Annotated in this window: 9 protein-coding genes; 5 read left to right on the plus strand and 4 right to left on the minus strand. The window is 64.9% G+C overall.

Annotated features, from left to right (window positions below; all coding sequences use genetic code 11):
* Nucleotides 1-6: 6 nt before the first annotated feature.
* Complete coding sequence (locus NRS07_RS10880; protein WP_259206434.1) at nucleotides 7-1,509, minus strand: NAD(P)H-hydrate dehydratase; 1,503 nt, start codon at nucleotides 1,507-1,509, stop codon at nucleotides 7-9.
* Between the two features lie 85 nt (nucleotides 1,510-1,594).
* Here NRS07_RS10880 and NRS07_RS10885 point away from each other — a divergent pair, with 85 nt between their 5' ends.
* Nucleotides 1,595-5,194, plus strand: a complete 3,600-nt coding sequence (locus tag NRS07_RS10885) for a hydantoinase B/oxoprolinase family protein (protein WP_259206442.1) — start codon at nucleotides 1,595-1,597, stop codon at nucleotides 5,192-5,194.
* Between the two features lie 50 nt (nucleotides 5,195-5,244).
* Here NRS07_RS10885 and NRS07_RS10890 read toward each other — a convergent pair whose 3' ends face one another.
* Both NRS07_RS10890 and NRS07_RS10895 read right to left on the minus strand, forming a co-directional pair.
* Nucleotides 5,245-6,858 carry a mechanosensitive ion channel family protein gene (locus NRS07_RS10890; RefSeq protein ID WP_259206445.1) on the minus strand — a complete coding sequence of 538 codons (1,614 nt, stop codon included), beginning with the start codon at nucleotides 6,856-6,858 and terminating at the stop codon, nucleotides 5,245-5,247.
* Nucleotides 6,859-7,035: 177 nt separating this feature from the next.
* Complete coding sequence (locus NRS07_RS10895) at nucleotides 7,036-8,151, minus strand: prolyl oligopeptidase family serine peptidase (RefSeq protein ID WP_259206447.1); 1,116 nt, start codon at nucleotides 8,149-8,151, stop codon at nucleotides 7,036-7,038.
* A gap of 176 nt (nucleotides 8,152-8,327) precedes the next feature.
* On the opposite strand from NRS07_RS10895, the gene NRS07_RS10900 reads away from it, so the two are divergent.
* From NRS07_RS10900 to NRS07_RS10910, 3 genes are all read left to right on the plus strand, one after another.
* Nucleotides 8,328-9,251: an ABC transporter ATP-binding protein gene (locus NRS07_RS10900; protein ID WP_259206449.1), complete on the plus strand. Its 924-nt coding sequence runs from the start codon at nucleotides 8,328-8,330 to the stop codon at nucleotides 9,249-9,251.
* A 9-nt stretch (nucleotides 9,252-9,260) separates the two neighbouring features.
* Nucleotides 9,261-12,842, plus strand: a complete 3,582-nt coding sequence (locus tag NRS07_RS10905; protein ID WP_259206462.1) for a M1 family aminopeptidase — start codon at nucleotides 9,261-9,263, stop codon at nucleotides 12,840-12,842.
* A 130-nt stretch (nucleotides 12,843-12,972) separates the two neighbouring features.
* The gene (locus NRS07_RS10910; RefSeq protein ID WP_259206473.1) at nucleotides 12,973-18,225 is read left to right on the plus strand and encodes a tetratricopeptide repeat protein; all 5,253 of its coding nucleotides are present in this window, start codon (nucleotides 12,973-12,975) and stop codon (nucleotides 18,223-18,225) included.
* Between the two features lie 16 nt (nucleotides 18,226-18,241).
* Here NRS07_RS10910 and NRS07_RS10915 read toward each other — a convergent pair whose 3' ends face one another.
* A complete protein-coding gene (locus NRS07_RS10915) occupies nucleotides 18,242-19,876 on the minus strand; it encodes a tetratricopeptide repeat protein (RefSeq protein WP_259206474.1) in 1,635 nt (544 codons plus the stop codon).
* Nucleotides 19,877-20,104: 228 nt separating this feature from the next.
* On the opposite strand from NRS07_RS10915, the gene purL reads away from it, so the two are divergent.
* On the plus strand, nucleotides 20,105-24,148 hold the full coding sequence (gene purL, locus NRS07_RS10920; protein WP_259206477.1) for a phosphoribosylformylglycinamidine synthase: 4,044 nt from the start codon (nucleotides 20,105-20,107) through the stop codon (nucleotides 24,146-24,148).
* Nucleotides 24,149-24,319 lie beyond the last annotated feature (171 nt).

Below are 24,319 nucleotides of genomic sequence, written 5' to 3' on the forward strand. Positions count from 1 at the left end.
CCGTCTTTATCTGGCGTCGGCGGCCTGCGCCACCAGCATATTGAGCACTGCCCGCGCCGCTGGCGGCAGTTCGCCGGCGGTCAAGCCGATTGGGCCGGCACCGTTGGCCACCAGCAGGTCTGCCGCGGCGCCATGAATCCATGCGGCGCCGTTGGCCGCCTCCCACGCCGGCCAGCCCTGCGCCAGCAATGCCCCGCAGATTCCCGCCAGCACGTCGCCGCTGCCGGCCGTGGCCAGCCCCGCATTGCCGGTCGGGTTGATCACCAGCTCGCCATCGGGCTGCGCCAGCACCGAGCCCGATCCTTTCAGGAGAATGGTCGCCCCGGTGCGCCGCGCCATCTCGCGCGCTGCCCCCAGGCGATCGGCCTGGACCGCGACGGCGTCCAGGCCGAGCAGGCGCGCGCCTTCCAGCGGATGTGGCGTGAGCACGGTGGGCGCCTTGCGCGCCGCCAGCCGCGCCAGCAGCTCGACACTGGCGCCGATCAGGGTGATGGCATCGGCGTCGATGACCAGCGCACTATCGCTCTCCAGGGCCCTGGCCAGCATGCGCATCGCGCCGGCCGAGCCGCCCATGCCGGGACCGATGACCAGGGTGCGCTGGTCCATGTCGACGTCGTCGGCCGGACGAAACATGATTTCGGGTTGTACGCTGTCGTAGCCGGGTCCGGGGTCGAGCATTGCCACGACAACCCGGCCGGCGCCGGCGAATAATGCACCGCGCGCCGCCAGCACGGGCGCCCCGGCCATGCCCTGGGCGCCGCCGACGATGACCACGTCGCCAAAGCTCCCCTTGTGGGTGTTCTGGCGGCGCGGCGCCAGCCGGTGGGCAAAGACGGCGTCGGTGCCAAGCCGCGCCTGCGACGCCGGCACATGCGCGGGACCCACGCCGAGCATGTCCACGTGTACCAGGCCGGCATGGTCGCGGCCGTCGGCCGTGTGCAGGCCGGGCTTGTCGCCCAGAAAGGTGATGGTGTGGGTGGCGCGCACCGCGACCCCGTCCGGCCCGACGACGGCGCCGGTATCGGCATCGAGCCCGCTCGGCACGTCCAGCGCCAGGACAGGGCAGCGCAGCTTCGCCAGCGCGGCGATGATTTCGCGGTATTCGTCGTCAATGGGGCGGCTCAAGCCAATGCCGAACAAGCCGTCCACGACCAGGCCCCAGTCGCCGTCGGGCGGCAGCATGTCGATGAAACCGACGCTGCCGGCCCGGGCCCGCTCGTGGGCGCTGGCGGTCTCGTTCGAGGCATCGCGCTGTCCGGGCAGGTGCAGCACCAGCGCATCGACGCCGTCGTCGGCGAGCTTGGCCGCCATCTCGAGCGCATCGCCGCCGTTGTTGCCGGGGCCGGCCAACACCAGGACCGGCTTGTCGCGCCGCTGGCCCAGCAGTTCCATGGCGAATGCCGCGGCAGCGGCGCCGGCGCGCTGCATCAAGGTTCCGGGTGCCAGCTCGGCATAGGCCGACGCTTCGATGGCGCACAGTTGCGCGACGGTATAAAGATGATTGTCCATGCGCCCGATTGTGCTGCATTTTCGCCAACGTGGTCGCGCGCGCGCCTTACAATACCGGGTCAACAGCTTCGGCAGGAGTACTTACATGGACTGGCAGTTCTGGATCGACCGCGGCGGCACCTTTACCGACATCGTCGCGCGCAAGCCCGATGGGCAGCTCGTCACCCACAAGCTGCTGTCCGAGCATCCGGAGCAATACCGCGATGCGGCGGTGGCAGGCATTCGCCACCTGCTGGGCGTGGCCAGCGGCGCGGCGTTGCCGACCGAGCGAATCGACGCCGTCAAGATGGGCACCACGGTGGCCACCAACGCGCTGCTCGAACGCAAGGGCGAGCCCACCGCGCTGGCGATCACGCGCGGCTTTCGCGACGCGCTGCGCATCGCCTACCAGAACCGTCCGCGATTGTTCGACCGCCATATCGTGCTGCCGGAACTGCTGTATTCAAGCGTGACCGAGATCGACGAGCGCATGGGCGCGCATGGCGAAGTCGTCACCCCGCTCGACGAGCCGGCGACACGCTGCGCGTTCCAGGCAGTCTTCGATAGCGGCCTGCGCTCGCTCGCCATCGTCTTCATGCATGGCTACCGCTACACCGCACACGAAGCGGCCACCGCGCGCATCGCGCGCGAGATCGGCTTTAGCCAGGTCTCGGTGTCGCACGCGGTCAGCCCGCTGATGAAGCTGGTCGCGCGTGGCGACACCACCGTGGTCGACGCCTATCTGTCGCCGATTCTGCGCCGCTATGTCGACCAGGTGGCGGGCGAGCTGCCCGGCGTGAACCTGCAGTTCATGCAGTCCAGCGGCGGCCTGACCGATGCGCGCGCCTTCCAGGGCAAGGACAGCATCCTGTCCGGGCCGGCCGGCGGCATCGTCGGCATGGTGCGCGCCAGCCAGCACGCCGGTTTCGAGCGGGTGATCGGCTTCGACATGGGCGGCACCTCGACCGATGTGTCGCATTTTTCAGGTGAGTTCGAACGGGTGTTCGACACCCAGGTGGGCGGCGTGCGCATGCGCGCGCCTATGATGAGCATCCATACGGTGGCAGCGGGCGGCGGCTCGATCCTGCACTTCGACGGTAGCCGCTACCGGGTGGGACCGGACAGCGCCGGCGCCACCCCGGGCCCGGCCAGCTACCGCCGCGGCGGGCCGCTGGCAGTTACCGACTGCAACGTCATGCTCGGCAAGATCCAGCCGCGCCATTTTCCGCAGTTGTTCGGCGCGCGCGGCAACGAAGCGCTGGATGTCGAAGCGGTGGCCAGCGGCTTCGCGGCGATGGCCAGCCAGATCGGCGCCGCCACTGGCACCGTGCCCACGCTGGAAGCGGTGGCCGAGGGCTTTATCCAGATCGCGGTGGGCAACATGGCCAATGCGATCAAGCAGATCTCGGTGCAGCGAGGCCACGACGTCACCGATTATGCGCTGACCAGCTTTGGCGGCGCCGGCGGCCAGCATGCCTGCCTGGTGGCCGACGCGCTGGGCATGAAGACGGTCTTCATCCACTCGCTGGCGGGCGTGCTCTCTGCCTACGGCATGGGCCTGGCCGACCAGAGCGCGATGCGCGAGCAGGCAGTCGAACTGCGCCTGCCCGACGCCGGCACCCAGGTCCTGGCCGGGCGCCTGGAGGCGCTGGGCGAATCCGCGCGCGCGCAGCTGCTGGCACAGGGGGTGGAAGCAGCCCGCATCGAGCTGCTGCAGCGGGTGCATTTGCGCTACGAAGGCACGGATTCGGCGATCGTGGTGCCATTTGGCGACCCATCGGCGATGCAGGCCGCGTTCGAGCAAGCCTACAAGCGCCGCTATAGTTTCCTGATGCCCGGGCGCGTCCTGGTAGTCGAGGCGGTCTCGGTGGAAGCCATCGGCCGCTCTGACGCGCCGCCCGAAGCCGCCCCCAGGGCAGGCTCGGGGGGCGCGCGGCCGGAGCCGGCCCACAGCGTACCGATGTACAGCGGCGGCCAATGGCACCAGAGCGGCGTCCATCTCCGGCCAAGCCTGGCGCCCGGCGACATCGTGCCTGGGCCCGCCATCATCGCCGAAGCCAATGCCACCACGGTCGTGGAGCCGGGCTGGCAGGCCCAGGTCACGCCGCACGAGCACCTGGTGCTCACCCGCATCGAGGCGCTGCCGGAACGACGCGCCATCGGCACCAGCGCCGACCCGGTGATGCTCGAGATCTTCAATAACCTGTTCATGTCGATCGCCGAACAAATGGGCCTGCGCCTGCAGAACACGGCGTATTCGGTCAACATCAAGGAAAGACTCGACTTTAGCTGCGCCATTTTCGACGCGAGTGGCAACCTGGTAGCGAATGCCCCGCACATGCCGGTGCACCTGGGATCGATGGGCGAGAGCATCAAGACCGTGATGCGCGAGAATGCGGGCCGCATGCGCGCCGGCGACGTCTACATGCTCAACGATCCGTACAACGGCGGCACCCACCTGCCCGACGTCACGGTGATTTCGCCGGTGTTCGACGTCGCGGGCGCGGACATCCTGTTCTACGTCGGCTCGCGCGGCCACCACGCCGACATAGGCGGCACCACGCCCGGCTCGATGCCGCCCGACTCCAGCCATATCGAGCACGAAGGTGTCTTGATCGACAACTTCAAGCTGGTCGACGGCCTCGATGGCGTGCTGCGCGAACAGCAGACCCGCGAACTGCTCCTAGGCGCGCGCTACCCGGCGCGCAATCCCGACCAGAACATCGCCGACCTGCGGGCCCAGGTGGCCGCCAACCAGAAGGGCGTCGAGGAACTGCGCAAGATGGTCGCCCACTTCGGACTCGACGTAGTACGGGCCTACATGGGGCATGTGCAGGACAATGCCGAAGAGGCGGTGCGCCGCGTGATCTCGACCCTGGGCGACGGACAGTACAGCTACGAGCTCGATAACGGCGCCCGCATCGAGGTGGCGATCCGGGTCGACCGCGAGCGCCGCAGCGCCGAGATCGACTTCACCGGCACGTCAAGCCAGCTGCCGAACAATTTCAATGCCCCGTCCGCGGTGTGCATGGCGGCGGTGCTGTATGTGTTTCGCACGCTGGTCGACGACGCAATTCCGCTCAATGCCGGCTGCCTCAAGCCGCTGAAGGTCATCATCCCGCCGGGCTCCATGCTCAATCCGCGTTTTCCAGCCTCGGTGGTGTCGGGCAATGTCGAGACCTCGACCTGCATCACCAATGCACTCTATGGCGCGCTCGGGGTAATGGCGGCAGCCCAGGGCACCATGAACAACTTCACCTTCGGCAATGCACGTTACCAGTATTACGAGACGATTGCCGGCGGCTCGGGGGCGGGCGAGGGCTTCGACGGGACCGACGTGGTGCAGACCAATATGACCAACTCACGGCTGACCGACCCGGAAATTCTGGAATTCCGGTTTCCGGTGCGGCTCGACAGCTATGCGATCCGCCCGGGCTCGGGTGGGGCGGGGCGCTGGCGTGGCGGCAATGGCGGCGTACGCCGTCTTCGCTTCCTGGAGCCGATGACGGCGGCGATCCTGTCGAACAACCGCATCCATGCGCCGTTTGGCATGGCCGGTGGCGAGCCGGCCGAGCGCGGGCGCAACGCGGTGGAGCGGGCCGATGGAACGGTCGAGCCGCTAGCCCATATCGGCAAGGTGGAGATGGCGCCGGGCGATGTGTTCGTGATCGAAACGCCAGGCGGGGGCGGCTACGGAAGCGCCTAGCCCGGGCATGTGAGTGCGGGCTGGGCGCTGGGCCAAGCTGCCACCTGCGCTTACGATCTCTTGAGCAGCATGGTTTGCGTTGGAAAGGCAATGTCCGCTCCCGCGGCAGCGATCGTTTCCATGATTTTCAGCAGAATAGCTTCACGCAAGATCAGGAAAGCCGGATAGTCGATCGTGAGCACATAGGCGAATATTTCGATGTTGAGCGCACTTTGTCCCAGGCCGATAAACTGCACGCGGGCGTCCTCGTCTATATAGACATCGTCCGCCAACAAGGTCCGCAGGGCGTCCAGCACCGTGGTCATTTGCGCCGCCGAGGTGTCGTAGGTCAGTCCGATGATCGGATTGAACAAGAAACGGTCGCGCCGCGAATAATTCTCGATTTGCTGCGAAGAGAAATAGCCGTTTGGAATAGTCACCACGGTACGCTCGTTTGTGCGCAGGCGTGTCGAGCGCATGCCGATATCCTCCACGGTTCCGGTGACGTCGCCCACCTTGCAGTAATCGCCGACCCGCACTGGCTGGTCGAGGATGACGGTCAAGCTGCCGACCAGGTTTTCAATCGTCTTCTGGGCGCCCAGGGCAATGGCCAGGCCGCCCAATCCCAAGGCTGCGATGCCGGTTGTAACGTTGATGTTCATCGTGTCGAGCACGGCGACAAAGGCCGCTATCACCAGTACGCTCTTCGCGGCGCGGCGCACGAAGGTCAATGCCGACATTGCCTGGCGCCGGTCGGTACGGGCCATCCTGATCGACCACAGGTCTGCCACCATATCGATCAGGCGCCACAACAGCCACACAAAAGCGATCCAGGCAACAATCGTCGCATAGCGCGCCAGCACCTGGCGGGCGACGATCGCCACCTGAAGATGCTGGGTCGCAAAGAAGAACAGGATCGCCGCAAGATACAGTCCGAGCGGTGGAAACGACGCCTCGGCAAACTGATAGCCGCGATGGGTAGCCGGGTGGGTAACTACCGCATGCGCTATTTTTAGCAAGATCGCAAAGGCAAGCCGGATCGCCAGGAAGGCGATCACCGCAACGATCACCAGGATGAGCCAGTCGGCCATCGGCGCTCCCGCAACGCTGATGCCGGACAGCGCTTCGGGCACCATGTTTTCCTGGGGCGCGACGACCGCTTCCTGTTTTTTCTTGGCCAGCGCCTTGAGGCTTTCGGTGGCGATCACCCAATATGGTGCGCCGTCGGCAGGTGCCAGACGCCGCGCTATCAAGGGAAGCTCTTCTGTCTGCGTACGCAAACTTCCTATCCGCTCTTGATCGATGGGAAGCCCATCGTTCGTCTCTCCTTCGGACTCGCTGGACAGGCTCGGAAACGGCACCAGCGTACCGCCGCTGTCGAGCCGGCGCTGCAGTTCCTGCGCAAGCTCGGCCATTCGTTCTGGTGCGGAAGCCCGTTCTCCGGCCGGCGGCTCAAGATAGTGAGCAGCTCTGCGATAGTCGCCGCTGGCAAAGGCGCGTACCAGGCCTGTTGCCAGGCCGCGCGGGGTTTCGCGCCCGTAAGGATCTTCGGCGGCGGGCGCGCTGGCGGCATTGTCCGCTCCCTGCGTGACAGACTGACCCCTCGCCCCGGAACAGAACAGCAAGGCCAAGAGTAAAAAGGCAACGAGCAAGGCGCTGCGCCATTGCTTCTCGGGTTGAATCATGGTGCGAGCCTAATGAAAATAAAACGATGATGAAAGCGGGGCGCACGGCGTGCTGGCGCCTTCAAGAACAATGGAGCTCCGTATGGTGCCACCCGTGCAAACCCGCCTCGACAGTTTAACCGGGGTGGCATGGTCTATCCAATGCTGGCTGGCCGGCAATGTACGTGAAGGCAACCGTCACATGTTCTTGAAAAACGCCAGCACGCTGGCATTCATCCTGGCATGGAAGACGGCTCGGTCGAAATCGCCCGGGTCGGCGCACAGCAGCGGCGGGCGCAGAATGCCGCATGGCGCGAGAAAAGCGACATGTCCCGCGCCAGGCACGGAATGAAACTCGGCCCTGGCACCAAGTGCCTGGCGCACCGGCTTCATATTGGTGGAATAGGGGACGATGCGATCTTCCTCGCCGCTCCACAGCTGCACGGGTATGCGGATGTCATCGAGCGTGCCCGGTCCCATCAGAAAACCCAGGCCCGGCGCCGCCACGACCTCCGCCTTGATTCTGGGGTCATGCAAATAGTTGTTTCCCTTGCCTGCCAGGGCCGGGTCGAGCAAGGGCGACTTGCCTTCTTTGAACAACTGGCAAATAAACTCGGGCGTTGCGGCGCAATGCGGACCAATGCGGCGCAGATCGGGTCGGGCTCCTACCGCCGCCAGTACCGTGGCGCCGCCGGCGGAAAATCCGAAAGCGCCGATGCGCTCGGGATCGATGTGCCCTTGCCCGACCCATTGCCCGAGCATGTAGTCGATGGTGAGGCTGACTTGCTCAGTGCGTCCACTTAGCCAGGGCAGCGTTCCCGCCGCGCTCTGGTCGGCATGGTTATCGCCCGGATGCATCGGGGCCGCAACGACATGGCCAGCGCCCGCCAGCGCAAGCGCCAGGTCTGCATGACTGCCGGGGCCGCCAGCATTGCCGTGCGATATGACCACCAGCGGCAAGTTGCGCCCGGCGACAGGGGCGTCGCGGGCGACGTTCATCATCCGCAGATCCAGCCAGGTGACGGGCCAGGACCTGGCCTCGGTCGGATACCAGATTCCGACCGTAAACGGCTGCCCATCCGTATGGAGCGCTTGCCCGAGCTGAAAGCCCACTGGACGTGCGGGGCGTAGAGCGGTCCAGACGAGCGCGATACCAAGCGCGCAGACCAGGACGAGGATGGTCAACAGGATCCGGCGACTCCATGTCATGTTTATTCCCTCCAGAAAGAATTGTATGCGTCGATCTTCCCGAGAAAAATCCGGGAATGCAAGAAAATACGCAAACGCACGCTGCTGTCGAATCGAGAGCGGCATGCTTGATGCATATACCGCGTATTACGTCGTTCATCCCCGTTTTCACGCAGCCTGTCACATCACGCTGACATTACATTTCGTAAACGCTATATTGACTATAAGGAAATAGTTGCCCTCGGTTTGCGCATGCGCGCTAAGGGCAGACCTCCCCCTACTACATTCTGGAGAGACACACAATGCTATCGATCAAGCAGCTCAACAAGACGTATGCCAATGGCGTCAAGGCCATCAACAATGTCAGTCTCGAGATTCCGAACGGCATGTTCGGCCTGCTCGGACCTAACGGCGCCGGCAAGTCGTCCTTGATGCGGACCATCGCGACGCTGCAGGATCCCGATAGCGGCAGTATCCATTTCCACGGCCTCGACGTCCTGAAAGAAAAGCAGGCGCTGCGCCGCCAGCTCGGCTACCTGCCCCAGGACTTCGGCGTGTACGCGAAAGTCAGCGCCGAGAAGCTGCTGAATCACTTCGCCGTGCTCAAGGGACTCACCAACAAGGGCGAGCGCAAGGAAGCGGTCGAGGCGTTGCTGCACCAGACCAACCTGTGGGAAGCGCGCAAACGCGGCCTGGGCACCTATTCGGGTGGCATGCGCCAGCGCTTCGGCATCGCCCAGGCGCTGCTCGGCGCGCCGCGCCTGGTGATCGTCGACGAGCCGACCGCCGGACTCGATCCGGACGAACGGAACCGCTTTCTCAATCTGCTGGCCAAGATCGGCGAGCAGGTGGTGGTCATCCTGTCGACCCATATCGTCGAAGACGTCACCGACCTGTGCCCGCGCATGGCCATGATCGCCAAGGGCACGGTGCTGCTGCAGGGCGAACCGCAGGCCGCGATCGACACGCTCAAGAACCACGTCTGGCGCCGCACGGTGAGCCAGGAAGCCCTCAGCGGCTACCAGGAGCGCTTCAATGTCCTGTCCACCCGCCTGGTGGCGGGCCGGCCCCAGATCAATGTGTTCTCCGAGTCGCAGCCAGACGAAGGCTTCACCAGCGTGGAACCGGACCTCGAAGACGTTTACTTCTTGCAGATCCGCAACGCCGGCCGTACCACGGGCACCAAGCCTCCGGTGGCGGCCCCCGGCGCACCGGTCCTGGCGTAAGGAGCGGACATGCTTAGAGAATTCTTCAGCTTCGAGCTCGCTACCCAGCTGCGCCAGCCATTGCTGTGGGTGTGCGCACTGCTGCTCGGCGCGCTCGCCTTTGGCGCCACCACCACCGACGCGATCCAGGTCGGCGGCGCCATCGGCAACGTCAACCGCAATGCCCCTCTGGTCGTGGCCCAGCTGCTCGGTGCCTTCAGCCTGATGTCGATGTTGGTCGTCACCATCTTCATTGCCGGCACCGTACTGCGTGACAGCGAGGTCGGCATTTCCGACATGCTGTTCGCCACCCCGATGAAAAAGCACGACTACCTGATCGGGCGCTTTGCCGCCGGCCTGGTGGCCTGCCTGGTCATCTTCGCCATGATCGTGGCGGGCATGATGCTTGGGCCCCTGATGCCCTGGGTCGACGCCGAGCGCGTCGGCGCCTTCCCCGGCGCGGCCTACCTGTGGGCGCTGGGCGTGCTGGTGGTGCCCAACCTGTTCTTTATTGGCGCCTTGCTGATGCTGCTGGCCTCGACCACGCGCTCGATCATGCTGGTGTATGTCGGCGTGCTGGCTTTCATCGTCCTGTGGATCGTCGCTGGCAGCTTCACCTCGGACATCGACAACGAATGGATCGCGGTGCTGACCGATCCTTTCGGGATCCGGGCGCTGAGCCGCGCATCCCGCTACTTCTCGACCGCCGAAGCCAATGCGGGCCTGCCCGCCATCGGCGGCTACCTGCTGGCCAACCGCCTGCTCTGGGGCGCGGTTGCTCTTGCGCTGTTTGGCCTGACCCTGCTGCTGTTCAAGCCGCAGCGCGCCGGCACCGCCAAACGCCTGTTCCGCAAGGCCAAGGTGGCGGCGCCGAGCGCGCCAGCGTTGGCGCCGCGCGCGCTGCCGCGCATTGCGCCGCGCTTTACCGGCGCGACCGGTGCGATCCAGTGCTGGCACATCCTGGCCTTCGATGCCGCAGCGGTGTTCAGGAGCGTGCCTTTCCTGGTCATGCTGCTGTTTGGCATGATGAACATGGTGGGTAGCTCGATCCGGATGGGCGACATGTTCGGCACCACCGTCTATCCAATGACCCACCTGATGGTGGAGCTGCTCAACGGCAGCTTCAACTTCATGCTGGTCATCATCGTGACCTTCTACTCGGGCGAGCTGATCTTCAAGGAGCGCCAGGCAAAAATCGCCGACGTCAGCGATGCCATGCCGATGCCGTCCTGGGCGCCGCTGGTGGCCAAGAGCCTGGCCCTGGCGGGCGTGGTGCTGGCCTTCATGCTGGCGGGCGTGCTGACCGCGATCGCGATCCAGCTGATCAAGGGCGGTGCACCGGTCGAGCCGCTGGTCTACCTCAAGGGCGTGCTGCTAACCGGACTGCCGTTCATCATGCTGGGCCTGTTCGCGACCGTGCTGCAGGTGCTCACCAATTACAAGTTCATCGGCTACCTGCTGGTGATCCTGCTGATGGTGTCGCAGATCGTCGCTGGCGTGATGCACTTCGACCACAACCTCTACAACATCGGCGGCCTGCCGCGCACGCCGTACTCGGACATGAACGGCTATGGCCATTTCATCGCGGGCTGGTCGTGGTTCGCGCTGTACTGGACCTTGTTCACGGTGGCGGCGCTGATCGTGGCCCAGGCTTTCTGGGTGCGCGGCCTGTCGACCCAATGGCGCACCCGCGTGCGCGAGGCGGGCCGCCGCCTGAAGGGCCCGTCCGGCGTGGCGCTGGCAGCCTGCCTGGTGGCGTTCGCTGGCGTGGGGGGCTGGATCTTCCACAACACGGTGAACCTGGCGCACTACGAACCCGGCAACGTGACAATGGACAAGCAGGCTAGGTACGAAAAGACCTACCGCAAATACAAGGACTTGCCGCACGCGAAAATCACCGACGTGCGCGCCGCGGTCGACATCTATCCGGACGAGCGCCGCGTGACGATCGAGGGCAGCTACGTACTGGAAAACAAGACCAGCCAGGCGCTCGACACCTTGCGCCTGCAGCTCAATCCCGACGTCGTCACGCGCTTGTCCGGGCTGCCGGCGCATCAGGTCGAGCTCGACGACAAGGACCTGGGCTTCAAGGTAATCAAGCTGGCGCAGGCCTTGCCCCCGGGCGCGCGCTTGCCGCTCGCATTCAGCGTCGAAGTGCGCCGTCCCGGCTTCTCGAACGCCGGCACCGCCGATACGATCAACCACAACGGCAGCTTCTTCGACAACCGCGCGTTCTTCCCGCAGATCGGCTACCAGTCATTCTATGAACTGACCGACCGCAACGAGCGCCGCAAGCGCGGCCTGGGCGAACCGGAGCGCATGGCCAAACTCGAAGACCAGGCAGCCCGCGCCGATTCGATGTTCGGTCAGTCAGCGGACTGGATCAATTTCGAGACGGTTGTCTCGACCAGCGGCGACCAGCGCGCGCTGGCGCCGGGCAGATTGCAGAAATCGTGGAAGGAGAACGGCCGCAACTACTACCACTACAAGATGGACCAGAAGATGATGCCGTTTTTTGCCTACCTGTCGGCCGACTGGCAAGTGAAGAAGGGGCAGTGGAAGGGCATTCCGATCGAGATCTACCACGACCCCAAGCACGCGTATAACGTGGACCGGATGATCGCCAGCACCCAGAAGTCGCTCGATTATTTCACGACCCATTTCACGCCTTACCAGCACAAGCAGGTGCGCATCCTGGAATTCCCGAACTACAGCGCGTTTGCGCAGTCGTTCGCGGGCACGATACCGTTTTCGGAAGCGATCGGCTTCATTGCCGACCTGCGCGACAAGCAGGACATCGACTATGTGTTCTACGTGACGGCCCACGAGCTGGCGCACCAGTGGTGGGGCCACCAGGTGACCGCTGCCAACGTGCAGGGCGCGAGCATGCTGATCGAGTCGCTGTCGCAGTATTCGGCGCTGATGGTGATGGAAAAGGAATACGGCCGCCACCAGATGCGCCGCTTCCTGCGCTATGAACTGGATCGTTACCTGCGCTCGCGCGGCGGCGAGCTGATCGAGGAGCTGCCGCTGGTGCGCGTGGAGAACCAGGATTACATCCACTACCGCAAGGGCAGCCTGGTGTTCTACCGCCTGCGCGACGAAATCGGCGAGGAAGCGCTCAATCGCGCACTCAAGCGTTTCTTGATGGACAAGGGCTACCAGGAGTCGCCGTTTACCACATCGGCCGAGCTGCTCGACTATATCCGCGCCGAGGCACCACCCGCCAAGCATGCGCTGATCAACGACCTGTTCGAGAAGATCGTGTTTTACGATAATCGCGTGCTCGAAGCCAGTGCCAAGAAGCGGCCCGATGGCCAGTGGGACGTGACCATGAAGCTGCACCTGGCCAAGATGGAAGCCGACGGCAAGGGCAAGGAAACGCCGCGCGTCTACGACGAACCGGTGGAAATCGGTATCTTTGCGCGCGCCAAGGGCGCCAAGGAAGCGGACGAACGCGTGCTGCTGCTCGACAAGCGCGTGCTCAGCGGCGACAAGCCGGAGCTGATCATTACCGTCAAGGAGCAGCCATTCGAGGTCGGCGTCGATCCCTACAACAAGATGATCGACCGCGTCTCGCGCGACAACCGCAAGGAAGTCAGCGTGGAATAAGCAGGCCGCTGCAAGGCGCCGCACTTGCAGCGGCCTCTTGCAGCAGCATGTGCCGTGCATAACTTGCACGCAGAGCTTGCTCATTCGATAACGCACCTTTAGGCTGGAGGTATTTCCTAGAATAAAATCTATGCGCTACCTCCCGCTTGCCCTTGCCATCCAGCTTGCCGTTCTTGCCGGCTCCCATACCGTCCTGGCCGCGCCTGGCCAGGCCCTCATCGACAAGGCTGGCCCGGTACAGGGCGCGAAGGCGGAATTGCAACGGTCCGCGCCTCTGCCCGCCTGGGCGCAGCCGCTGGCGGACATTCCCGAAACCGGACGCACCGACGCCGTCGTGTTGCGCCTGCATGAAACCCAGGCCTTGGCGGGCGATACGCCAGCTTACCTGGTCAATCGTGCGATCCAGGTGAATGACAGCAGCGCGCTCGCCGCGATCGGGCAACCGAGCCTGAATTACTTCCCCAGCTACCAGACATTGAGCCTGCACCGCGTCGTCATCCTGCGCGGCGGCAAGGTACTGGATCGAACCGCCAGTGTCTCGGCGCGCGTGCTGCAACGCGAGACGGCTATCGAGCAGGGTGTCTATGGCGGCGCGAGCACGATCCAGCTTTTGCTGGAAGACGTGCGGGTAGGCGACACCTTGTGGATGACCTATAGCGTGACGGGCGCCAACCCTGTATTCGGAAAGAAATGGTTTGACGAATATAACTGGGACCAGCTGGCGCCGATCGAACTGCGCCGCGTGACCGTCTTGTCTCCCAGGCAGCGCAAGCTGGCATGGCGCCAGCTGGGCGATTTTCGCACCGACAAAATCGCCGTGCGCAGCAGCGCGGTGGGCCCGTATGACCTGTTGGTATTCGAGGGCAAGGGCATCGAAGCGCTCGACGACGAAGCGTCGATCCCGAGCGACTACCTGGCTGCGAGGAGCTTGCAGTTTTCCGAATTTGCCGACTGGGCCTCGGTGGCCGAGTGGGCGGGCAGCTTATTTGCGCCCATGGCTGGCAACCCTGCCGTCAAAGCACAGGCCGATCAGTTCCGCAAGCTGGCAACGCCACTGGCACGCGCCTCCGCGGCCCTGCGTTGGGTGCAGGACGAAATCCGTTATTTCAGCGTCTCGATCGGCGAGAATTCACACCGGCCGCAAGCGCCCGGCACCGTGCTCAAACGCCGCTACGGGGACTGCAAGGATAAAAGCTACCTATTGATGTCACTGCTGGGCGAGCTTGGCATCGCAGCCAAGCCAGTCTTGCTATCTACCGGTGCGCCGGGCCTGCCGGCCAGGGTCGGTCCGTCGCCAGGATGGTTCGACCATGTGATCGTCGAAATTCTCGTCGACGGCAAACGCTACTACGTCGATCCGACCCGTAGCGGCCAGCAGGTAGGGCTCGATGCGCTCTCCACTGCCTTCCCCGGCGCATCGGCCCTCGTGGTCGCCCCTGGCACAACCGCATTGACCGTCCTTCCGGAGTCTGGCCAGCGCGAGCCAAACTACGAAGTCAATGAGACCATCGCCATCGCCGGCTACGACGGCGATGCCACCCTGGAAACGCGTGTGCTGTTCCGCGCAGAGCTGGCGGAAATCTGGCGCCAGCGCCTGGGCGCGCTGTCTCCCCTTGAGCTGAAGAAAGTTGCCACTGGGGATTACCAAAAACGCTATCCTGGCATCTTTCCCGTCGATGCCCCGGTCGTGGTCGACGACAAGCAGACCAACCGGGTGGAACTGCGGTCACGCTATCGCTTGCCCAAGGCGGTCAAGCTGGCCGATGGTGCCTTGTCGATCGAGTATCGGGTCGGGATGCTCGACGGCGTCGTGGGCCTGCCCGACAAGCTGCAACGCAGCTATCCGCTGGATATGCCAGCGGCAAGATTCCACGGCCGTTACCGCCTGAACATCCAGTGGCCCGAGGATGTCCGCGCGAACGAAGCGCCGTGGTCGCGCAACGTTGACAACCGATTTTTCCACGCGCATGAAGCTTATGTGTTCCGCGGCAACCAGCTGCAGCATATGGTCGACTACCGCACCAGGGCGCACACGGTGCCGGCATCCGAAGTAGCCGAACTGCACGCAGCGGCCAAGCAAATTGACGACCTGGGCTATGGCCGTTACACCTCGCGGCCGGAGCAGAGGATCGAGAAGCAGGCAGCTGGCTACAGCGCACGCGACGTCGACCTGGTGCGCATGACCGCCAAGGCAAATGAACTTGCGCAGTCGATGGCCGGCCAGGACGACGCTGCCATGAAGCGCGGCCAGGCTTGCCTGCTGCTGCAACTGGCCAGTGCTGCGGACGGGATCGTCCTGCCGGCCAACAAGAAAGTCGTTACCCAGGCCTGGCGCGTTATCAAGGACGATGCCAGCGACCGGACGGCGCGGGCATGCCGCGCGCGCATGGCATTCGAGAGAGGCGACTTTGCCGCCAGCGCCCGCCTGTACCAAGAGCTGGGCGCCGCCCCGGCCGCAGGGCAAGCGGACGAATTGCGCAATCTGGCCTGGGCGCAGTTCTTCCAGGGCCAGAGCGAACTGGCACTGGCAACGATGCAACAGTACGAAGATGCGCAGGCCGGGCTCGCGGTACGCTCGGGCGCCGAGCTCGACCTGATCGACAGGATCGCGCTCTTGCAGCGCAGCGGGCAGGGACTGCTGCCCGGGATGCGCGAGCGCGCCGCCCATGCGCCGGACGGCCCGTGGCCGCGCCCGCTGCTCGCCATGCAGGCAGGTCTGATCAGCCCGGAGGCGCTGCTGACCCAGGTTGACGCAATGCCCGATCACGCCCGCGCCTATGCCCTGACCGAAGCCCTGTTCTATTTGGGGCAGATGCGGTTGGCGTCCCGTGACACGGCCGGTGCGGTGGCCGTCTTGCGCAGGCTGGAAGAAAGCGGCATCCGCAGCTCCCATTTGTATCTGCAGGGCGTGGCGGAACTGCGCATGCTGGACAAGGTGACAGCGGATTCGCGGACCCTGGGTCAGGGCATCGCGGCCGACCCGGCCCAGGCCGCGCAGCGGTACAGCCTGGCCGCCGACAATGGCGATGCCCAGGCCAGCCTCGCGCTGTCCGAGCGCTATCGCACGGGTAAGGGCGTTTCCAGGGACGAGCAGAGGGCCACCGCGCTGCTGCGCCGCAGCGCTGAACTGGGTAACGCGACCGCCATGAGCCTGGTTGGCTGGCGTTATTTCGAGGGGGCCGGCTACCCGCAGGACCATGCCTATGCAGCGCTGTGGTTCCAGCGTGCTGCGATGCGCGGCAACCTGTACGCCATGTACGGCCTCGGGCGGCTGCTGTCCGCTGGACAAGGGGTGCCGCGCGACCTCGAAGCGGCGGCGGTACTGTACCGGGCCGCGGCGGACAAGGGACAGGCCGAAGCCCAGCTCGACCTGGGCTATGCCTACGAAATGGGGCAGGGCGTCGCCAAGGACATTCGCGAAGCGGCCGCCTGGTACCGCAAGTCGGCCGAGCAGGGCAATGCGATTGCGCAGGCCAACCTGGGCCAGTTCCATGCGAATGGCACAGGTGTTCCCAAGGACGAGAACGCCGCGATTTCCTGGTACCGCAAAGCGGCCGATCAGGGATATGCACCGGCAATGATGAAGTACGGCTACCTTCTTGAGTACCCCACGACCATCAAGCCTGATCCGGCCCAGGCGCACGGGTGGTACCTGAAAGCGGCGGAGCTGGACGAGCCGATCGCGCAATACAATCTCGCCCAGCAGTTCAAGCAGGGCAGGGGCGTGGCAGCGGATTCGGGCCTGGCCGTCAAGTGGTTCACCCGGGCTGCGCAGAACGGCGACCTCGATGCGATGGTCCTGCTCGCCGATGCCTATCAGGACGGCGAAGGGGTTGCGCAGGACTTGGCCGCGGCCGTGCGCTGGTACACGGCTGCAGCCGACGGTGGCGATGCGGTTGGCGCACTGCGGCTGGGCATCATGGCTTTCACCGGGAACGGCCTGCCGCAGGATTACGCGCTCGCCGCCAGGCGTTTTGAACAGGCAATCTCGGCAGGCAATGATGGCGGAAACTACTGGCTTGGCCTGTTGTACGAACGCGGCCTGGGCCGGCCCAGGGACGTGAATCGGGCACGCGCCCTGTATGCGCTGGCCGACTCGCTATGGGATGCCGACATCCGGCTCGCCGTGATGGACGCCCATGGCAATGGCGCGCCGCGCGACTCTGCCCGTTTCGAGAAATTCCTGGAGGACTGGGGCCGCAACGGCGAATTGTCGTTGCTAAAAAAGCTGGCGCAGGCATTCGACGCCGCCATCGATGGAGAACGCGCGCTGCGGGCTTATGAGCGCTTGCTCCAGGCAGCGGAAAAAGACGAACGGGCAGACGTTTTCAAGGCGGCGCTTGGTCAGCTGGCCGACAACTATGTCAAATACGAGAAGCACCTGAAGGCGGAGCCGCACTATCTGCGCCTGCTGTCCATGAAAGAAAAAGCCCTTGGCCCGCAGCATGCTGACGTCTCCGATACGCTCGAGGATCTCGCATCGGTGTATGCGGCCACGGCACGTCTCGCACAGGCGGAAGCGGCGCAACGGCGTGCACTCGCGATACGCCTTGCGAGCTCCGGCTCCACCAACCCCATGACGCGGCGCGCCATGCTCAAGCTCGCTGGCCTGGTCGGCGCACGCGGCGACCTGGCGTCGGCGCGCCACTACCTGAACGAAGCGCAGTCCGGCGCCGAACGCGCCCTGGGCGCGGCCGATGCCGGGCTCCCCGACGAGTTGTCGGTGATCGCGCAGGAGTACTACGAGCTGGGGCAGTATGAGGATGCCGAAGCGCTCAACCGGCGCGCGTTGGCCATGGTCGAGGCACGGGAAGCTCCCGGTATTGCGCTGGAATCCCCGCTCAATGGCTTGGCATGGACGCTCGCTGCGCGCGGCAAGCATGCCGAATCCGAGCGCTTGTTCCGGCGTGCCGTCGAGATCCGCGAGCAGTGCTATGGCAAGGAGCATCACCTGTACGCTGCCTCGCTTGGCGGCCTGGGGCTGCAGCTGTCGAAGCTGAACCGTCATGAGCAAGCCGAGCAGGCCCTGCGCCAGGCCCTGGCCTTGCGCGAGGTCTTCCTAGGTAGATTCGATAGCGAGGTTGCTTTGGCCCTGAATCAATCTGGAATGGGTTGGGCAAGGCAGGGGAAACTGGCTGAGGCCGAGGCTGCGTTCGAGCAGGCCCTGGCTTTGCGCGAGCGCGTCTACACGCCCGTGCATGTCGAGATTGCCGATTCCCTGCACGAGCTTGGCGCGCTTTACCTTGGACAGCAACGCCTCGACAAGGCGCAGCCGCTCTTGCTGCGTGCCGTGGCAATCCGCAGGCAGTTGATGCCCTTGCACCCGGCTACCCGTGCGAGCGAGGCATTGGTCGACGAATTGACGCAGAAAGCCCGGCGCTGACGAGTATCCCGAACGGCTAGGCCGACATACCGTAGCTGCGCCGGGCTTGCTGGAACTGCTCGGTCAGCGCCGCCAGCCGCGGGTGGCTGGCATCGAGCGCGCGCAGGCGTTCGATCTGCTCGAGCGCCACGTCGCCGAGGGCGTGGTCCCAGCCCAGTTCGTTAATCTGGCGCAGGATGGCGCCGGCCACCGCCACCATCACCTGCTGGTTGCCGGGAGCCATGTGGAGCGCTTCGATGAGCGTATGCACCGCGCCGCGCAGGTCGCCCATGTTGCGTTTTTCGTCGGCCACGCCCAGCAGGATCTGGGCCTGGGCGCGCAGCTGCTGGCCCATGCCGTCGGCCAGGTCGGGCCGGCCGGCGCGCACGAACACGCCGATCGCCTGGTCGAGCGTGACCGTACTGGACGAATTATTCATCACCGTCATCATGACGGCCGAGGCCTGCTCGTCGAGCTGGTAGGCGAGGCAGGACTGGGCCAGCCCGATCTTCAGCTGCGACGACAGCGCGCTGCTCGCGCGCGTAGCGTTGACCGCCATCTGCAGTTCGGCAATGGCGGCGCCTGCATTACCGGTTTTTTCGTGCAGCAAGGCATTCGCGTAGGCCTTGCAGGCATCGGCTTCGGCGCTGCCGCGCAGCGAGCGCTCGAGGTCGCGGATCGCGCCACCCGCGCCCTGGACGTCGCCGCGCGTGACCAGCGCCCGCACCAGGTTGACATGGTCTTCCGGGTCGCGAAACTCCGAGTAGCGCGCCTTGCCAACCACCGACTTGAACGATTTCTCGGCGGCTTCGGCGTCGCCGTTCTCGAGCGCGACTGCGCCGAGCTTGCGCAAGCGGCGCACCATGTGCGGGGAGATAGCCACCGCTTCTTCGAGAATCTTTTGCGCCGCATCGCCGGCGCCGAGCTGCTCGTGGCAGCGCGCCAGCAAGTCGTAGGCGCCCATCAAGCGTGGATGGCCCTGCACCAGGCGTTCGAGCGTCTCGCGCGCCTGGTCGAACTGCCCTTGCGCAACCATCGTGCGCGCCAGCCCCAGGCCGGCCCATCCCAGCGGACGCTCGCCGAGCACGTCGGCATAGAGCGCGCCGGCTTCGCGGTGCTCGTTGACCGAGATATGCAGCTCGGCCTTCAGGCGCAGGAAGTCGAGCGCGTAGCGCGGGTGGACCAGGGTCGCCGTGGCGCAGGCGCGGATCGCTTCGGACGGCTTGCCCTGCGCGGCCAGCTGCCAGACCGGAAGCAGGGCGCTGCGGCGCTCAAGTGCGCGCTTGATGCGGCCGCTGAGCATGTCGACGGTGAAGGGTTTGAGCACGTAGTCAGTCGGGCTCAGTTCAGCTGCGCTGACGACCTTGCCGTAGACGCCTTCAGAGGTGAGCATGATGAAAATGGTCGATGCCGTGATCAGGCGGTGGTGGCGCAGGTCTTCCAGCAATTGCTGTCCATCCTGGCCGTCGCCAGTGCTGCTCGAACCGGCCAGGTCGTACTCGCACAGGATCACGTCGTAGCTGCGCTTGGCCAGCTGTTTGATCGCGGTACTGGCATTGACCGCCGACTCTACCTTGGCGATACCGGCCTGGTTCAGCATGTTCTGCAAGCTGGCGCGCATGCCGGCATTCGGGTCGACCACCAGCACCGACAGGTTCGCATTTTCTTGCATTGTCTCGTTTCCCGTATCGTCTCGGTCAGCGTGCGTAGCCCGCAAGGAGTAGCGCGCAGTTTTTATAATAATGTTCCCATTACAATACCGATAACTGCTCTCAGGATCAAGAAATGTCCGTACTACAAGTTCGGCATCCCCAGGAATGCAGCGCTGCATTGCAACACTGTATAATGACGCGCTATCTTCCACCCAAGCAGCGACGCTGCATCAACCGACTTCTCAGCCATGTTGATTCTGCCGGGTTCCAATGCCCTGTCCGCCTTCCGTAGCCAACGCCTCCTGGCGCAACTCCAAGCCGTCGCCCCCACGATCGCCGCAGTCCAGGCCCGCTTTTTCCACTTCATCGACGCCAGCGCACCGCTGACCAGCGCCGATACCGAGCGCTTGACCGCCATGCTCACCTATGGCGAACCGGCGGCGCAATCATTGTACGAAGGCGTGACCGAAGAATTCTTCGTCATTCCGCGGCTGGGCACGATTTCACCGTGGGCCTCGAAGGCCACCGACATCGCCCACAACTGCGGCATGGCGCAGGTGCATCGGATCGAGCGCGGCGTTGGCTATACCGTGGTGCTCAAGAGTGGCATCCTGGGCACCGGCCTGGGCGCGCCCAAGCGGCTGGCCGAAGAAGAACTCGCTGCGGTGGCGGCTTTGCTGCACGACCGCATGACCGAGACCGTCTTGCGCAATGCCGACGGCGCCGCGCGCCTGTTCGACGAACTCGAAGGCAAGCCGCTCGAGACCGTGGATGTGCTGGGCCAGGGCGTCGACGCGCTGCTGCGCGCCAATACCGAACTGGGCCTGGCAATGTCGGGCGACGAGATCGACTACCTGCACGACGCCTTTACCCGGGCCGCGCGCAATCCGACCGATGTCGAACTGATGATGTTCGCCCAGGCCAACAGCGAACACTGCCGCCACAAGATCTTCAATGCCGACTGGATCATCGATGGCGTGCGGCAGGACAAGTCGCTGTTTGGCATGATCAAGAACACCCACCAGCTCAACCCGCGCGGCACCGTGGTCGCCTACAGCGACAACTCGTCGATCATCGAGGGCGCCAGCGTAACGCGCTTCTTCCCGCGCGGCGCGGGACAGGAATATGCGCCGGCGACCGACCTGACCCATATCCTGATGAAGGTGGAGACCCACAACCACCCGACCGCGATTTCACCGTTCCCGGGCGCTTCCACCGGCGCCGGCGGCGAGATTCGCGACGAAGGCGCGACCGGCCGCGGCGCCAAGCCCAAGGCTGGCCTGGCCGGATTTACGGTATCGAACCTCTACCTGCCCGATGCCCACCGCCCGTGGGAAAACGCCTCGGACGTGACCGGCGGCCAGGCCGGCCGGGTCGACGCCATCACCGGCAAGCCCGAGCGCATCGCCTCGGCGCTGCAGATCATGACCGACGGCCCGCTTGGCGGAGCCGCGTTCAGCAATGAATTCGGGCGCCCGGTGCTGGGCGGCTATTTCCGCAGCTACGAGCAGAATGTTGGTGCCGCAGGCGACCAGGGTGGAACCGTGTACGGCTACCACAAGCCGATCATGATTGCCGGCGGTATCGGCAGCATCTCGGGCGCGCACACCCACAAGGATGACATTCCGGTCGGCAGCCTGCTGGTGCAGCTCGGTGGTCCCGGCATGCGGATCGGCATGGGCGGCTCGGCCGCCTCGTCGATGGCGACCGGTACCAATACTGCCGACCTGGATTTCGATTCGGTCCAGCGCGGCAATCCGGAAATGGAACGCCGGGCCCAGGAAGTCATCAACGGCTGCTGGCAGATGGGAGAGGACAACCCGATCATCTCGATCCATGACGTCGGTGCCGGCGGCCTGTCCAATGCCTTCCCGGAAATCGTCAACGATGCCAAGCGCGGCGCGCTGTTCGACCTGCGCAAGGTGCCACTCGAAGAGAGTGGTATGGCGCCGAAGGAAATTTGGTCAAACGAGTCTCAAGAGAGATATGTGTTGGCTATTTCTCCAATGGACCTTGATAAATTTGCATCGCTGTGCGAGCGCGAGCGCTGCCCTTACGCCGTGGTCGGTACCGCCACCGAAGAGCGCCAGCTGCGCGTGATCGACCAGGAATCAAACGGCACCTCGCCAGTCGACATGCCGATGGATGTCTTGCTGGGCAAACCGCCCAAGATGCTGCGCGAAGTCGAGCATGTGCGCTACGCTTTCCCGGCGCTCGACCTGACCGGCATCGAGCTCGAAGAAGCCGCGCGCCGCGTGCTGCTGCTACCGGCCGTGGCCGACAAATCCTTCCTGATTACGATTGGCGACCGCAGCGTCGGCGGCATGAGCGTGCGCGACCAGATGGTCGGGCCATGGCAGGTGCCGGTCGCCGACTGCGCCGTCACCGCGATGTCTTTCGACGGCTTCGTCGGCGAAGCGATGGCGATGGGCGAGCGTACTCCGCTGGCCGTGATCGACGCCGCCGCCTCGGGCCGCATGGCGGTGGGCGAGGCGATCACCAATATCGCCGCCGCCGCCATCGACGACATTTCCGACATCAAGCTGTCGGCCAACTGGATGGCGGCCTGCGGCCAGCCGGGCCAGGATGCCGCACTGTTCGATACGGTCAAGGCAGTGGGCATGGAGCTGTGCCCGGCGCTGGGCGTGTCGATCCCGGTCGGCAAGGATTCGCTGTCGATGCGTACCACCTGGAACCAGGACGGAAAACACCAGGCCGTGATCTCCCCGGTATCGCTGATCGTGTCCTCGTTCGCACCTGTCGCCGATGTGCGCCGCACGCTGACCCCGCAACTGCGCACGGACCTGGGCGAGACCGCCCTGATCCTGGTCGACCTGGGGCGCGGCAAGAACCGCATGGGTGCCTCGGCGCTGGCGCAAGTGACCCAGCAACTGGGCGACAGCGTGCCGGACGTCGATTCGCCGCAAGACCTGAAAGCATTCTTCGCGGTGATCCAGCAGCTCAACCGCGACGGCAAGCTGCTGGCCTACCACGACCGTTCGGACGGCGGACTGTTCGCCACCCTGGCCGAGATGGCCTTTGCCGGCCGCGCCGGCGTGACGGTCAATCTCGACATCCTGGCGATGGAAGAAGGCCATGGCGCCGATTGGGGCGATGCCAAGAACTGGGCCGGCCAGGTGGCCGAACGCCGCAACGAACTGACGCTGCGCGCGCTGTTCAACGAAGAACTCGGCGCCGTGGTCCAGGTGCGGGGCGAGGACAAGCAGGCGGTCATGGCGGTGCTGCGCGAGCACGGGCTCGGCGCATGCAGCCACATCATCGGCAAGCCCAACGAGCGCGGCGCCATCGAGTTCACGCGCGACGCCAAGGTGATCTACAAGCAGCAGCGCGCCGACCTGCACCGCCTGTGGAGCGACACCAGCTGGCGCATTGCGCGCCTGCGCGACAACCCGGACTGCGCCGACCAGGAATTCGACCGCCTGCTCGACGAGACCGATCCCGGCATCTCGCCGAAAGTGACGTTCGACCTGCGTGACAATGTCGCCGCGCCGTTCATCGCGACGGGCGTGCGTCCGCGCGTGGCGATCCTGCGCGAGCAGGGCGTGAATTCGCATATCGAAACTGCCTGGGCAATGCACCAGGCCGGCTTTGCGGCAATCGACGTCCACATGAGCGACCTGATCGCGGGCCGCGTCAAGCTCGACGACTTCCAGGGCGTGATCGCCGTGGGCGGCTTCTCGTACGGCGATGTGCTGGGCGCGGGCGAAGGCTGGGCCAAGACCATCTTGTTCAACCCGCGCCTGAGCGACGCCTTTGCCAGCTTCTTCGCGCGCCAGGACACCTTTGGCCTTGGCGTGTGCAATGGCTGCCAGATGCTGAGCAACCTGAAGTCCATCATTCCGGGCGCGCATGCCTGGCCCAAGTTCACCCGCAACAAGTCGGAACAGTTCGAGGCGCGCTTCGGCATGGTCGAGGTACTGGACTCGCCGTCGATCTTCTTCGACGGCATGGCCGGCACCATGGCGCCGATCGCGATCGCCCACGGCGAAGGCTTTGCCGACTTCTCGCTTACCGGCGACGCCGCCGCCGCGATCGGATCGCTGCGCTATGTCGACAACCGCGGCCAGGCCACCGAAACCTATCCGTTCAATCCGAACGGCTCGCCCGGCGGCCTGACCGCAGTGACGACCAGCGATGGCCGCTTCACCGCGATGATGCCGCATGCCGAGCGGGTGCTGCGCAGCGTCGTGCATTCGTGGGCACCGGACACCTGGCCGGACGAGTCGCCATGGATGCGCATGTTCCGCAATGCGCGCAAGTGGGTAGCTTGACCGCTTGACCGTGTTAGTCAAGGCGCCTCTTCGGAGGCGCTTTTTTTTTGCGGGAGACATCAAGCTTTGCCTGGGAAAGTCTTCCTCGAAATCGAACCGCTCGCCGCAATGCGGCGACGCAAAGCACAGGGCAGGGCTGCGCGCATCATGAATGCTATGACGGACTCAACC

Origin of the sequence: Massilia sp. H6 (genome assembly GCF_024802625.1) — a bacterium.
GTDB lineage: Bacteria > Pseudomonadota > Gammaproteobacteria > Burkholderiales > Burkholderiaceae_D > Telluria.